The organism is Companilactobacillus sp. HBUAS56275, from assembly GCF_036913655.1.
GTDB classification, from domain to species: Bacteria; Bacillota; Bacilli; order Lactobacillales; family Lactobacillaceae; genus Companilactobacillus; species Companilactobacillus pullicola.
The window spans coordinates 700,383-715,096 of record NZ_JAYKKK010000001.1; the positions used below are offsets into that span (position 1 = coordinate 700,383).

At 36.1% G+C, this 14,714-nt stretch carries 13 protein-coding genes; 1 reads left to right on the plus strand and 12 read right to left on the minus strand.

Annotated features, from left to right (window positions below; translation table 11 throughout):
* Positions 1-59: 59 nt before the first annotated feature.
* The 11 genes from thrS to U8526_RS03325 form a co-directional block, all read right to left on the minus strand.
* The gene (gene thrS / locus U8526_RS03275; protein WP_334340538.1) at positions 60-2,030 is read right to left on the minus strand and encodes a threonine--tRNA ligase; all 1,971 of its coding nucleotides are present in this window, start codon (positions 2,028-2,030) and stop codon (positions 60-62) included.
* Positions 2,031-2,328: 298 nt separating this feature from the next.
* Entirely contained in the window at positions 2,329-3,237 is a 909-nt protein-coding gene (gene dnaI / locus U8526_RS03280; protein ID WP_334340539.1) for a primosomal protein DnaI, read from the minus strand.
* Between the two features lie 2 nt (positions 3,238-3,239).
* On the minus strand, positions 3,240-4,607 hold the full coding sequence (locus U8526_RS03285; RefSeq protein ID WP_334340540.1) for a DnaD domain protein: 1,368 nt from the start codon (positions 4,605-4,607) through the stop codon (positions 3,240-3,242).
* Between the two features lie 17 nt (positions 4,608-4,624).
* On the minus strand, positions 4,625-5,098 hold the full coding sequence (nrdR, locus tag U8526_RS03290; protein WP_334340541.1) for a transcriptional regulator NrdR: 474 nt from the start codon (positions 5,096-5,098) through the stop codon (positions 4,625-4,627).
* A gap of 21 nt (positions 5,099-5,119) precedes the next feature.
* Positions 5,120-5,713 carry a dephospho-CoA kinase gene (gene coaE, locus U8526_RS03295; protein WP_334340542.1) on the minus strand — a complete coding sequence of 198 codons (594 nt, stop codon included), beginning with the start codon at positions 5,711-5,713 and terminating at the stop codon, positions 5,120-5,122.
* Entirely contained in the window at positions 5,710-6,537 is an 828-nt protein-coding gene (gene mutM / locus U8526_RS03300; RefSeq protein ID WP_334340543.1) for a DNA-formamidopyrimidine glycosylase, read from the minus strand. Before mutM ends, coaE begins: the two co-directional genes overlap by 4 nt.
* A 441-nt stretch (positions 6,538-6,978) precedes the next feature.
* On the minus strand, positions 6,979-9,636 hold the full coding sequence (gene polA / locus U8526_RS03305; RefSeq protein WP_334340544.1) for a DNA polymerase I: 2,658 nt from the start codon (positions 9,634-9,636) through the stop codon (positions 6,979-6,981).
* Between the two features lie 114 nt (positions 9,637-9,750).
* Positions 9,751-11,148, minus strand: a complete 1,398-nt coding sequence (locus tag U8526_RS03310; RefSeq protein ID WP_334340545.1) for an MFS transporter — start codon at positions 11,146-11,148, stop codon at positions 9,751-9,753.
* A gap of 121 nt (positions 11,149-11,269) precedes the next feature.
* Entirely contained in the window at positions 11,270-12,601 is a 1,332-nt protein-coding gene (murC, locus tag U8526_RS03315) for a UDP-N-acetylmuramate--L-alanine ligase (protein WP_334340546.1), read from the minus strand.
* An 8-nt stretch (positions 12,602-12,609) separates the two neighbouring features.
* Positions 12,610-13,245 carry a YtpR family tRNA-binding protein gene (ytpR, locus tag U8526_RS03320; RefSeq protein WP_334340547.1) on the minus strand — a complete coding sequence of 212 codons (636 nt, stop codon included), beginning with the start codon at positions 13,243-13,245 and terminating at the stop codon, positions 12,610-12,612.
* Positions 13,246-13,267: 22 nt separating this feature from the next.
* On the minus strand, positions 13,268-13,594 hold the full coding sequence (locus U8526_RS03325; protein ID WP_334340548.1) for a thioredoxin family protein: 327 nt from the start codon (positions 13,592-13,594) through the stop codon (positions 13,268-13,270).
* Positions 13,595-13,721: 127 nt separating this feature from the next.
* On the opposite strand from U8526_RS03325, the gene U8526_RS03330 reads away from it, so the two are divergent.
* On the plus strand, positions 13,722-14,036 hold the full coding sequence (locus U8526_RS03330) for a hypothetical protein (protein ID WP_334340549.1): 315 nt from the start codon (positions 13,722-13,724) through the stop codon (positions 14,034-14,036).
* Between the two features lie 14 nt (positions 14,037-14,050).
* On the opposite strand, the gene trmB is transcribed toward U8526_RS03330, so the two are convergent.
* On the minus strand, positions 14,051-14,698 hold the full coding sequence (trmB, locus tag U8526_RS03335) for a tRNA (guanosine(46)-N7)-methyltransferase TrmB (protein WP_334340550.1): 648 nt from the start codon (positions 14,696-14,698) through the stop codon (positions 14,051-14,053).
* Positions 14,699-14,714 lie beyond the last annotated feature (16 nt).

A 14,714-nucleotide genomic window follows, 5' to 3' on the forward strand; every position in this document is an offset into this window, starting at 1 on the left:
ACATCCAACCATTTTTATGATTGAATGTATTTAGAATTTTTATTTATAGAAGATGCTGATTAATCTTTTTTGTCAGACTTGTCAGTAACATCTTTACGACTGAAGTTTGCAATATCTGCAACAACTGCGTTTACAAACATCTTAGCATTTTCTGAGGCTGAGTCATCTTCACCATATTTTCTTACAGAAACTGTGGCATTCTTAGCTTCTTCATCACCAATAACAACTGTGTATGGAATCTTCATTGTTTGAGCGTCACGAATCTTGTAACCCATCTTTTCGTCACGGTCATCGATTTCAGCACGGATGTTCTTAGCACGTAATTCTGAAAGAACTTCATTAGCATAATCTGAGTGAAGTTTTTGGTTAACAGGGATAATACGTACTTGTGTAGGAGCTAACCATGTTGGGAAGGCACCCTTGTAAATTTCAATTAGGTAAGCAATAAATCTTTCCATAGTTGAAACAATACCACGGTGAATCATAACAGGTCTGTGATCTTGACCATCTGAACCAACATATGTTAGTTGGAACTTCTCTGGTTGCATGAAGTCTAATTGAATTGTTGACAATGTTTCTTCATTACCAAGAGCTGTCTTTGTTTGTACATCAAGCTTTGGACCATAGAATGCAGCTTCACCTTCAGCTTCGTAGTACTTCAAACCAAGGTCATCCATAGCAGCCTTAAGCATTGATTGTGACTTGTTCCACATTTCATCATCATCGAAGTATTTCTCTGTATTAGCAGGGTCACGATAACTTAGACGGAATGTGTAATCATTGATATCAAAGTCTTTATAAACTTCAACCATCAATTGTAGAGTACGCTTGAATTCTTCTTGAATTTGATCAAGAGCAACGAATGTGTGACCATCATTTAGAGTCATTTCACGAACACGTTGTAGTCCTGATAAAGCACCTGATTTTTCATATCTGTGCATCATACCAAGTTCAGCGATACGTAGAGGAAGATCTCTGTATGAACGGTTATGGTGGTTATAAATTTGGATATGTGAAGGACAGTTCATTGGACGTAGTTCAAGCATTTCGCCATCACCCATATCCATTGGTGGGAACATGTCTTCACGGTAGTGTTCCCAGTGACCTGAAGTCTTATAAGCATTTAAGTTCATTAGGATTGGTGTATAAACGTGTTGGTAACCCCAAGCAACTTCCTTATCAACAATGTATCTTTCGATAACACGACGGATTGTTGCACCATTTGGCATCCAGTATGGAAGTCCGGCACCAACTTCTGGATCAACGAAGAATAGGTCAAGGTCACGGCCAATTGTTCTGTGATCACGTTCTTTGATTTCAGCACGACGTTTAAGGTCAGCTTCTAGTCCAGCTTCTTTGTAGAAGGCTGTAGCATAAATTCTTTGTAGCATTGGGTTACTTGACTTACCTTGCCAATAAGCACCAGCAACTGAAAGTAATTCAAAGTGTTTCAAATCTTTAAGATTTGCGAGTACGGCATCATAACCAAAGTCAACAAATCCATCAAGTGTATAAACAGGAATTTGAACAGATTCGATAGCTCCGATCAATGAAGACTTGTATGGGTCATCCTTGAACATTTCAACAAGCTTGTCTTTATCCATCATAGATCTTTCAATCTTGTCATTGTTCTTGATAATCTTGTTCATCAAAGCTTTGATTTCTTTCAATTCATCAACACTGATTTGTCCCTCTTTGCTATCAGTATCAACATAGAAACCATCATCATTAGCTTGTTTTTCACCGAAGTGAAGGTCTTTCTTGAAACTCTTAGCAGCGGCACTGAATACCAAAGCAGCTGTGTTTCTCAAAACCTTTAGAGCATCCTCTTTATCTTCACCGGAGATAATTTCAATTTTAGCATCTTGTTTGATAGGACTTTCAAGATCAACTAAAGTACCATTAAGTTTTCCTGCGACAGCTTTTTTACCCAATGATGTGCTGATTGATTTAGCAACATCTAAAGTAGTTGTGCCTTCGTCAAACTCCTTAACAGAATCATCTGGGAATGTTAACTTGATTTTTGACATATACTTTTCCTCCTAAAATTTAGACAACAAAAAATGCGTCCCTGAAGTATAAACATATCTAACGATATATACATACTTCAGGGACGCATTTCTACGCGGTTCCACCCTCGTTAAAACTGTACAACAAATACAGCTTTCACTCTACGGTTATAAAGTAACCGGCAATCATTATACAATTTTATACGAAAGTGGTAACTCCAGTAATGGGTAAGCTTCCAGTAACCGTACCCTCCCTGAGTAGAACCGAAGTGTTATCTTTCATGACCCTAGTAAAACATTAAATTTTCGATAATGCAAGTTATTTTTTAAATCTTCTGTTTTCACCGGTAACAATTACTTCTCGAGACAAGTATTTAACTCGTTCCATAATACGTTTAGCCTTAACGGGCTCTTCTTCTCCCCGTTGGTTGACAGCTAGATGTTGTTCTAATTCCTTCATTGAGAAATTAGAAGAAAAGAATGTTGGTAAATTTTCCTGCATACGATATTGCAGAATGACTCCTAAGACCTCATCACGAATCCAACTAGACATCGTATCCGCACCAATATCATCCAACATCAAAATATCGGCACCCTTAATCTTATTAACTTTAGCCAAAACATTATTTTGACCAATGGAATCTTTCATCTCAACCGCAAAAGTTGGAAAATGCATCAAGGTTGTATGAACATCGTGCTTAAATAATTCATTGGCAATAGCACCTAAAAGATAAGTTTTACCCACACCAAAGTCACCAGCTAAATACAATCCAGGTGTAAAACCATCCTGATGTAAATAGTTGTCGATGAAATCTAAAGCCTTGCCTAACGCATCTTGTCTACCTTCACCATCATAATCATCCAACTTAGCACGACGAATGTCAGGAGCCATATCCATCAAAACAAAACTTGATTCATATTGACTTCTTTTTTCACGATTTTGGGTCCGCTCATTTGGATAATAAGCCACTTCAATATTGTGATTATTAACTATCAATTTAGGATAATATCCACGTGTTAATTCACTCGTATGTCGTTTGTTATTATAAAATTCATAAATACTAGCCGCACTAGTAGAGATAGCATTAGGATTAATTCTATCGCTATTTTCTTTTAAGAATTTCTGTACATCAGAATCATTCAAGGCATCGTTAAGAAGACGGCGATAATCCTCCGTCAAATTTTTTGAGTTCAAATATTCTGCTAATCTACTACCTAAATTTTCCATACTTAATTATCCTTATTTCTCAATCTCTTCAAACGATTCTGAAGATCATCTTGTTCATTTTTTTGATTCGTTTGTGCTGGGACTTTAGCTTTCACCTTGCTCCAATCAGTAGCCTGTTCAACTTTTCGATTCTTATTGTTATAACGACGCTTGGGATTGCGACTTTTAGTTTGAAAATCATTGATTCGTTTCAAAGCTTGTTCTGGTGTTTTAACATCATTTTGTTGCCAATCGTTTGCCATTGTTTCCATTAGTGGCAGTGTTAATGTCGGCGAAGTTTGCAAAATGTAATAAACCATAATATTTAAAACAGCCGGTGACAAATAAGACTTCATTGCCATATTTCGTAAAGCATTGGACTCCACCGTTCCTGTAAAGCCACCGCTCTTTTGCTTCTGCGCAGCCAAAAATTCAGCAGGACGTAAAGAACGCGCTTGCTTTAATAATAGTTGATCAGCACGATTTAACTGGCTATTATCTGATTCTACAGGCTCAGGTTCTGAATCTGCCTGCTGTCTTACTGAAATATTAGCATTCTTTTCAAAACGATCCTGGACAGCTTTTTTCAAACGAGCAGGATCAATTTTATTCTTAACAATATCACAAGTTTTACCAATCAAATCAATCAATGTGATCTCATCTAATCCGTAAAAAGCATGTAAATTCAAAATCAATTCTTGATTCTCCAACAAATTGTCAGGATGAATCCTAAATAGTTGTTGAATTCGATCTGAAATTAATTCCCAGTCTAATTGAGGAATCTCTTGCTCATTTAACGATGGCTTCTTAGTATTCGTCTTGTTTGTTGCATAACTATCCTGAGTATTTTTAACTTCACTTGGCGTATTTATCAAATCACTATTGCTTAGCTGAAAGACCTCTAAAAAGTCCTTCGTGATTTCATGCGAATCTTTTAAAATCAGGTCTGAATGAGCATATTTATCGGCTAATAAATGGTATTTACTTTCGCCAACTTGTTCGTACAAGAAGATACTCATCAGATCATCCTTAAAAAATTCATCTGGTGATAATGGCTCAAATAACTGATAAATATAGTAAGGTCCTAAACTGTCTTTTTTCTGGTAGGTTCTGATCAATCCTAAAGCCTCAGTTTTGATACGAGCCTCATAAAATCGTTTTAGATCAATACCTAGCAAACTCATTAATTCGGCATGACTTTTTCGTTGTGTAACGACTTCTTTATTAGGCAATTTTTCCCACAACAACAAGTATAAACTGAAAGCTTCAGTGCCTAAAATAGGCAAATATAAGTCAGTAAAAATATGACGATCGTCATCATTCAAATGACCACTTGGCAAACACCAATAACCTACTAAAGGTGTAAATTTATCTGATTCAAAATTACTCACGGACACTGATACTCCCCTTACTTATTATCAATTTTCTTACCGTTAGACATCATCTCTTGAACTTCCTGCATGAAACCATTCATGTCTTTAAACTCACGATAAACACTTGCAAAGCGAATGTAAGTTACATCATCTACTTTAGATAAGATTTTCATAACATGTTCGCCAATTAACTGGGAACGGACTTCACTTTCACCAGTTGCTCTAATTTCATTTTCTACCTTATCGACAATATCATTCATTTGGTCCATCGTTACAGGACGCTTTTCAGCAGCACGAACTAAGCCACGTAGTAACTTTTCACGGCTGAATTCTTCTCTGTTGCCATTCTTCTTAATAACCAATAGTGGCGATTTTTCTAACCTTTCAAACGTTGTGAACCTAGTTCCACAATATTCACATTCGCGTCTTCTTCTAATGGCACGTCCTTCATCACTGGGACGACTGTCAATAACTTTTGATGAATCATGATGACAATGCGGACAAATCAAAATTCCAGCCTCTTTTCCAAATTAAAGTTTAGGTACTAATCGATCAAATTCTTCTTGAAGATGTGCTAAATCCTCCGAATTATCAATCACAAAGTCAGCACGTTCCTTTTTCTCATCCATCGACATTTGTGAATTGATCTGTTCTAAGGCAACTTCTTTGGTAATAGCATTTCGTCTCATCAAACGGTGCAATTGAATCTGTGGTTCAACATAGACACTAATCACGCCATCAAAATAGTTCTGATAATTACCTTCAAATAATAGTGGTATTTCAAATATTGAAATTGTTTTATCTGTAGATCTTTTGACCTCAGCAACCGTTTGTAAAATTTCCCTTTTTATTAAAGGTCTCGTTATTTTGTCCAGCTTATCTAATTCATTTCTATCGCTAAATACTATTGCACTTAACTTTTGACGATTCAGAGTTCCATTGGGCAAAAGGACTTCTTTACCAAATTGTTCAACTATTTGATCTAAGCCTAAAGTTCCAAGTTTAACCACATCACGAGCAACATAATCAGCGTCATACACAATAAAATTATGATTTCTGAACAAATTTAAAACGGTTGATTTACCGGAGGCTATTCCTCCTGTTAAACCATAAATCTTACTCATTTTATTACCTGACACCTTGGACAAAAATGCGTACCACGACCTCCAACTTTGATTTTTTCAATCGTAGTTCCACATCTTGGACAAGGCGTTCCTTCTTTTCCATAGACTTTTAAATTATTTTGCATATTACCCTTGTGGCCATTTGCATCCACATAGGTTCTGATTGATGAGCCACCAGCTGCAATTCCTTTTTCCATCTCTTGGTTAGAAGCTTCGATGACATTTTGAATATCTTTATCACTAAGATGGTTAGCAGGCGTCTCAGGGTGTATTTTCACTTGCCAAAGAACTTCGTCTACATAAATATTACCTAAACCGCTCATAACCGATTGATCTAATAGAACGGTCTTAATGGCCTTTCGGTGACGCATGATCCTTGGCTTTAAATTTTCAAACGTAAATTCCGTCGACAATGGCTCTGGACCAAGCTTTTTCAGTGATTTATTTTCAGATAACTCATCCGTATTCCACAACTGCATACGACCGAATTTACGAACATCATTATAAATCATCTTTTGACCATTATCCAAAGTAAAGATAGCGTGTGAATGTTTATCAATTGCATCAGGATCAGATGAAATACGATACTTACCTTCCATCCTCAAATGACTAATAATTGTATAGCCATTATCCAAATGAATCAATAAAAACTTTGCTCGTCGACCGACATCAGTAACCGTTGCTCCAGTGACGAATTCAACAAACTGATCTACATCCCCAGTAATTAAGTCAGGGTAACGAATTTCAACATGCGTTATCTTGTGATCTTTCACTTGAGAGTTCAAACTACGCCTGACAGTTTCCACTTCTGGCATTTCTGGCATCTTATCACCTACTATTATTTAACTTCTTAATTATTATAACTAATATCAACTAATATCGTACAAGTATGCCGTCGGTAGTAGAATTTCACCACTTAGGGCCCACAGATTTTCTACTACCGACTATATTTCTGATTCTATTGTTACTTGGTCAAATTCGTAATAAACAAAGGCTTACCATTTTGTAAACAGATATCAGTTTCAACACCTAATTAAATTAACCCATACACACAACAACAGAACACAACATTAGTCCGGAGCAAAAATTGGGAATGCGTTCAGCTATGAAATCATTGTTACCGGCTCTGCCGGTTACAATGAGGCCGACTTTGGAAATCCATTATTTTGCACGAAGTGTAAAATGATTAGTTCCAAATCGTGCCCATAGCGTTCCAACAGCATTCCCAATTTTTGTGGAGGACGGGAATCTTACGCTACTACCCTTTACTTAGCTTCATACCAAGTCTTTCCATGAGCTGTTTCAACTTTCAAAGGCACATCCAATTTAACGGCCGAATCCATTACACTTGGAACTAACTTCTCCAATGTTGGGATTTCAGTTGCTGGAGCTTCAAAGATCATTTCATCATGTACTTGTAAAAGTAAATTAGCTTGCAAATTTTCTTTATCCAACATCTTTTGCATATTAATCATTGCAACTTTAATGATGTCCGCTGCACTACCCTGAATAGGTGTGTTCATAGCTGTTCTTTGCGCAAAGTTTCTAACATTGAAATTCTTTGAATGGATATCTGGCAAATAGCGACGACGATGCATGATAGTCTCAACATAACCATTTTCACGCGCATATTTAACAATATCATCCATATACTTTTTAACTCCTGGATATTGTTCAAAATAAGACTGAATAAAGGCTGCCGCTTGTTTACGACTGATACCGATATTTTGTGACAAACCGTAATCACTGATTCCATAAACAATCCCGAAATTCGTAGCTTTCGCCTGACGACGCATATTTGGAGTAACATCATCAGTACTGTCTAATCCGAAAATTCTCATGGCTGTATGAGCGTGAATATCATAATCCTCATTGAAAGCTTCTTGCATATTTTCATCCCCAGAAATGTGGGCAAGAACACGCAATTCAACTTGTGAGTAATCGGCTGAGAAGATTTCCCAATCTTTATGTTGTGGCACAAAGGCCTTACGGATCTGCTTTCCTTCATCAATACGAATTGGAATATTTTGCAAGTTAGGTTCAATTGATGACAAACGGCCTGTTTGAGTTAATGTCTGCAAATAGATCGTATGGATCTTGTTATCAGGTTGAACAAACTTTTGTAAACCAACTACATAGGTTGATTGAATCTTGGAAATTTGGCGATAATCCAATACTTTTTGTACTACTGGTGACTTATCTTTCAATTTCTCCAATACATCGACAGAAGTTGAATAACCAGTCTTAGTTTTCTTGACCACTGGCAACTTCAAATCTTCAAATAAGACAACTCCAAGTTGCTTAGGTGAATTAATATTGAATTCTTTTCCAGCATCCTTATAAATTGACTTCTCAATATCAGCTAAACTAGTGGCAAAAGTATTCTCCATCTCCTTTAACTTAGAAACTTCAACGGTAATACCTTTGATCTCCATTTCAGCTAAAACAATCGACAATGGCAATTCAATTTCATCGTACAAACTGTCCTGATCATTATCTTTTAACTCTTTTAACATTTGATCTTTCAAATTGTCTATAACTTGAGCCTTTTGAGCTAAGAAGTTCAACAACAAATTGTCGTCTTCAGGAACAGCTTTTTTAACACCTTTTCCATAAAATTCATCTTCAGTTGGTAAATTAACATTGTAATTCTTAGCCACCAAACCAATATCTTGCTTGTTGTCATTAGAATCTAACAAATATGATACCAACAACATATCAAAACTGACACCAGCCAATTGACAACCATAACGATGTAACAACGCAATTGTGCGCTTATTGTCGAATAAATACTTCTCTTTTGTCTTATCTGCTAACCAAGACTTTAAAGTTTCATTTTCTAAGATTGAAAAATCAGTTGTCCCATAACAATCGGTACCGTCAGAAATTAAAATCCCTGTAATCGGTGCCGTATGATAATTTTCCCCAAAGCCTTCGATTATTAATGTCTGAGCTTTTGAACTTTGAGCAATTTTTTCAATAGCTTTATCATCTAAAGCTTGAACTTTTATATCGTCCAAATCTTCTGCCGTTGTTTCCTGAGGGACATCCATACGATTAAGGAAAGTCTTAAAACCCATCTTTTGATAAAACTGCATCAATTTTTCTTGATCATCGCCATGATATTCCAAGTCACTCATTTTGATTTCTACTGGAGCCTCAAGATCGATTGTGGCTAATTTCTTACTCAAGATAGCCTTATCTTTATCATTGATCAGATGTTCCTTTAACTTGCTCTTCTTCATCTCATCAACATGGTCATAAATACCTTCAACACTGCCATACTCGTTGATTAATTTGATGGCAGTCTTTTCACCAACTTTTTCAACCCCTGGATAATGATCAGAGTTATCGCCCATCAAGCCTTTCATATCAATGATCTGCTTAGGAGTGATGCCTAACTTTTCTTGTACGTGTTCTGGTGTATAGCTTTCAGTCTCAGTAACACCTTTGACATTAACTTTAACCGTTACCTTATCAGTTGCTAACTGAGTTAAGTCACGGTCCCCAGTAATAATAGTAACGTCCATGCCATCTTTTTCAGCTTTATGGGACATAGTTCCAATGATGTCATCGGCTTCATAATCTGGTAATTCATAAGTCTTAATACCACGATAATTGAGCAATTCCTGGATTAATGGCAATTGTTCCATCAACTCTTGTGGCGTCTTTGCACGTGTTCCTTTGTATTCATCAAACATCTTAGTTCTAAAAGTTGTTTTTCCAGCATCAAATGCCACTAAAGCATGCGTTGGTTTTTCATCTTTTAAAATAATTTCCAACATGTTATTGAAAGCATACAAAGCATTAGTATGTATCCCTTCACCATTGATAAATTTATCTAGGACATTATGCATCGCAAAGAATGCTCTAAATGAAACACTATTTCCATCTATTAAAAGTAACTTTTTATTTTTTGACATATATTCTCCAATAAAACCGAAATTAACTATTTCTATTTTAACAAATACCAACCTGTTGTAACAGTTTCCGAACAACTAAAAAAGCCCAGATTTCAATCCAATCAAGGCTTTTAACTAGTTACTCTTCTTTTCATATCTAAAATAAACATAAATTATCGATATCAGTACCAATAATGATAAAACAGTTAAAACAATAAAGTCAATTTTTGTACCTAGAATAGTATTAACAACTGTATCTTTAGTACCACTGGTTAATGCGGCAGCGGTGATTACGACTGATAAAACATTTGTCCCCAATGAGCCAGCATATTGTTGCATCATACTAAAAAGTGAATTCTGATCTGATTTTTTTGAACCCTGAACTTGCGTACTTCCGTCGGACAATGACGTTCCAAAGCCGAAGTTGAACCCAATTCTTACAATGATATAGATCAACGTGATACTCATCAACGTCAAATTCTCACTATTGAACCAGAATAAGGCTGAACCAATAGTTATCAAGCTGCCACTGAATAAAAGCGGAATCAAGGCTCCTTTTTTATCGTATACGTATCCAGCTAAAGGACCGACAACCGCACCTAAAAGTGACCCTGGTAATAACATTAAACCAGCCTGAGCTGAATCTAATTTCAATGCTGTCTGTGCAAAAATAGGCAGCACAAACGACAAACCAATATTAATAAATTGTAAACTGAAATAACTAAATAATCTCAATCTCAAAACTGGCAACTTTAGGATCGAAAAGTCGATTAACTGACGCTTACTATTTTTGTTATACCAACTAAAGATTCCAATAACAACGATTGAACCAATTAACCAACCAATAAAGTTTACGGATAGCCAACCGTGTGCTCCTGCCTGATCGAAGGTAAACAAAATCATTGAGAATATAATTGCTAAACCAATAACACTACCATAATCAAACGAGACTTTAGTACCAGGAACTTTTCCGCGAATAGAAAAGTAACCGATCAAAAATAAAATGATGATTAAAGGAACTACACCTACAAAAATTTCACGCCACGACCAAATACGGTTAACTACACCTCCATATGTTGGTCCGAGTGCTGGAGCTAAAGAAATAACCACTCCCGCTAATCCAGTATAGAGTCCTAATTTTGACTGCGGAACCTCCAGGAAAATCAAATTGAACATTAAAGGTGTTGATAAACCTGTGGCAATTGCTTGCAAAAGACGTCCCGCCATCAGAATAGGAAAATTAGGAGCGAGCATACAAATAATTGACCCCAATAAGCACAGTGACGCCGCAAATATAAAAATTTTTCGAGGATCAAATTTTTTCAAAATATAGGCAGTTGTACTCATCACCACGGTCGTCAGTAACAAATAACCCGTCGTCAACCACTGAACGGTACCTAAACTGACGTTCAAAACTTTTGTTAGTGTGGGAAAAGTAACATTCATTGAAGTTTCAATCAAAATTCCCGTAAACGACAATAACCCAACTGCTAAAATTGATAATTTCACTCGGTTAGAGACTACATCTTTCAATTTTTTACCTCTCTTCATACAAAAAGGCCATGACAATTTGCTCTGTCATAGCCTTAATTAATACTTTTACTTTACTATTTTGAAATTTTTTTATCTAGAAGTTTTTATAAAAATCTAAATATTATTGTTGATTAGGATTTAGAGTACTCAATAGTTGTTCATAAGCAGTTTCGTACTTTTGAACATCTCCGGCACCCATGAATATCATAACTGTATTGTGATATTCCAATAATGGAGACATGTTATCAAGTGTTAGAACGTTACCACCCTTATGAATCTTATCGCCAAGATCCTTACTTGTAATATCACCATGAGCTTCACGAATGGAGCCAAAGATATTAGTTAAGTAAACTTCATCAGCCATATCCAATGACTTAGCAAAGTCATCCATCAAGGCCAAAGTTCTTGTATAAGTATGTGGTTGGAAGACAGCAATAATCTTCTTATCAGGATACTTTTGTCTAGCAGCGTCAATTGTAGCTTTAATTTCCTGTGGATGGTGAGCATAGTCATCAATGATAACTTGATCTGCCACTTTCTTTTCACTAAAGCGTCTCTTAACACCACTAAATGTTTGTAGTTCACGATTGATCAATGCGTGATCAAGATTTTCCATATGACCAACACCAATGACAGCCAATGAATTCAAGACATTGTGTTCACCAAACAATGGCACTTGGAAGTTACCAATATTCTCGCCATTAATAGAAACATCAAATGATGATCCCTTAACAGTACGTTGAATATTTGTAGCACGAATGTAATCTGATTCATCTAATCCATAAGTATAGATTGGTGTATCAGCCTTGATTGTCTTGGCATGCTTATCTTCACCCCAGATGAAGATACCCTTCTTAGTCTTTCTAGCTTCTGACTCAAAAGCGTCAACAACATCGTCGATTCCGCCAAAGAAGTAATCGGGATGATCGAAATCAATATTAGTAATGATTAGATAATCTGGTGAGTAAGCCAAGAAATGACGACGATATTCGTCAGCTTCAAAGACGAAGAACTTAGCATCTTTAATACCCTTACCAGTACCATCACCGATTAAGTATGATGTCTTAGCAATACCACTTAAAGTATGTGCCAAAAGACCAGTCGTACTTGTCTTACCATGAGATCCAGCGATACCAATTGAAGTATAGTCAGAAACCAATGTACCAACTAATTCAGGATATGTAATTACTTTTAGATGCATATCATTAGCTTTTTTAATTTCTACTTGATCATTGCTAAAAGCGTTTCCTTTAACAATAGTTAAACCTTCGTGAATATTCTTTTCATCGAAAGGTAAAATCTTAATTCCCGCTTGTTCCAGACCACGTTGAGTAAATGTATATTTATCAATATCTGATCCTTGAACTTCGTATCCTAAATCTTTCAAGATAAGTGCTAGAGCACTCATTCCTGTTCCTTTAATTCCAACAAAATGATAGACTGTCTTTTCCATAATAGCTCCTAATTGAACAAATTCTTTGCTTCTTCAAAATCAAATGCTTGACCAGCAGTACCGTGATCAAGTACTAGAATACCACGCTTTTGTGGTGCATTTGGAATACCCAATTCTCTAGCTGAGCAAATCATTCCAAAACTATCCACTCCACGCAAGGCACCAGGCCAAATTTCTTTACCTGTAGGCATAACTGCACCTGGAAGTGCAACTACAACTAATTGTCCTTGATCGATATTAGGTGCGCCACAAACGATTTGTACAGGCTTATCCAAGCCCACATCAGTTTGCGTAATATGCAAATGGTCTGAGTCAGGATGAGCTTTCATTTCATCAACATGTCCGATTACGAACTTAGGACTCTTATCTGCTTCTAACTTGTCAGAAAAACCTGCTTGAGCAAGTGCATCATTCAAAACGCCAACTTGTTCATCATTTAGGAATACTTGACCGGAGTCATTTTGGATTCCTAATTTTTCTCCGAGGCCAAAGAAATTAAAACCAATGGCTTCATCGTTTTTTTCATTGAAAATACGTACAACATTATCTTTTTGGGCAGTTCCTTGAGTAATACCAGCATCATTTGCTAGTTCTACGATAAGGACATCCCCTAGAACATCTGGATTATAAAAGCTTAATAGCAAGTTTTTCCCCTCACTTGATTAATTATTTGTTAATTACACTGTTAATAAAGGTCTCAACTTCTTCTTTAGTTTTGCGATCTTTATTTACTAGTCTACCAATTTCTTTGCCATTTTCAATAATAACAAAGCTAGGAATACCCATAATTCCTAATTCTTGTGCAACTTCGATGTTATTATCACGGTCAAAGCTGATCCAAGTAAAGTCTGAGTATTCATCTTCCAATTCTGGAAGCTTTGGTTCAATAAATTTGCAGTCTGGGCACCAGTCTGCATGGAAAAATAGAACATATTTTCCTTCTTTTGTGGCTTCATGCCAGTCTTTTACGTTATAATCTTCAATTGTCTTCATAACTAATTCACCTCTGTCAATAAGATACTTTTTATTTATTAAACGGTCAATTAAATGTTCTTGAGCATTCGAATGATATATAATAGTGGTAATATATCAGTAAATCGAAATCAAGGAGTGATTTTTTATGAGTAAAAAAGGTATCGGTTCATTAATCGTTGCTGGTTCTGTACTTGCAGCTGGAGTTGCTGCTACAGTTTTAGTAAAACACCATCTAGATAGCGAAAAATTAATTGATAAAGTTAAGTCCGTTTTGGGCGAAGATAGCAAAGTCATTGGCTCATGGGTAGAACCATTTTACCAACGTGTCGATGTAAATGGACATTCCACTTGGGGAATCGTTGGTGGTGTTACAACCATGGATGAATTTGATGTTGCTCAATATCACTTCATTGCCGACGCTGTCAGTGGTGAATTACTTAACATAAAAAAAGTACAATAAATAATAAACGATAATTAATTCTCAAATTGGGCTTTCAGGTAATTGATCCTGAAGCCTTTTTTTGAGAATTTTTCTTCATACTCTGTTTCGATATTTTTGGCGTTCAACGTGTCATCGTTATGTAGATCCAATGAGATTTCATCAAACTTCATGCCAAAATTATTCATACTGATCAAGGAATATTCGAATAATCCTTGATTATCAGTCTTGAATTGAAGGTATCCATCGTCCTTCAAAATATATTGATATTGTTTCAAGAAAGACTTATAAGTTAAACGGCGTTTTTCATGACGTGTCTTAGGCCATGGATCAGAAAAGTTTAAGTAAACACCGTCGACTTCATTTTCAGCAAACAGTTCTGATAGATCTGAACCATTGGCTAATAGCAATTGCAAGTTGGGTAATTTTAACTCAACTTGCTTTTTTAGTACCAAAGCAATAGCGCCCTCTTGAACCTCCATTGCAATATAGTTATTTTGAGGATTTTTTTGAGCCAATTCTGTAATGAATTTACCTTTTCCTGAACCAACTTCAATGAATAAAGGCTGTTTCTTTTCAAAACGATCTTGCCATTTACCTGGCATATTTTCTGGTTGCACAGCAATTAGGTCAAGGTTGTCATTGATCATATCCTTGGCCCAAGGTTTGTTTCTTAATCGCATAAATCAAATTTTCTCC

Bases quoted from the DNA above. Each gene is read 5' to 3' on its own strand.
- thrS (WP_334340538.1), bottom strand. From the start codon at position 2,030: ATGTCAAAAATCAAGTTAACATTCCCAGATGATTCTGTTAAGGAGTTT.
- dnaI (WP_334340539.1), bottom strand. From the start codon at position 3,237: ATGGAAAATTTAGGTAGTAGATTAGCAGAATATTTGAACTCAAAAAAT.
- coaE (WP_334340542.1), bottom strand. From the start codon at position 5,713: ATGAGTAAGATTTATGGTTTAACAGGAGGAATAGCCTCCGGTAAATCA.
- mutM (WP_334340543.1), bottom strand. From the start codon at position 6,537: ATGCCAGAAATGCCAGAAGTGGAAACTGTCAGGCGTAGTTTGAACTCT.
- polA (WP_334340544.1), bottom strand. From the start codon at position 9,636: ATGTCAAAAAATAAAAAGTTACTTTTAATAGATGGAAATAGTGTTTCA.
- murC (WP_334340546.1), bottom strand. From the start codon at position 12,601: ATGGAAAAGACAGTCTATCATTTTGTTGGAATTAAAGGAACAGGAATG.
- U8526_RS03325 (WP_334340548.1), bottom strand. From the start codon at position 13,594: ATGAAGACAATTGAAGATTATAACGTAAAAGACTGGCATGAAGCCACA.
- U8526_RS03330 (WP_334340549.1), top strand. From the start codon at position 13,722: ATGAGTAAAAAAGGTATCGGTTCATTAATCGTTGCTGGTTCTGTACTT.
- trmB (WP_334340550.1), bottom strand. From the start codon at position 14,698: ATGCGATTAAGAAACAAACCTTGGGCCAAGGATATGATCAATGACAAC.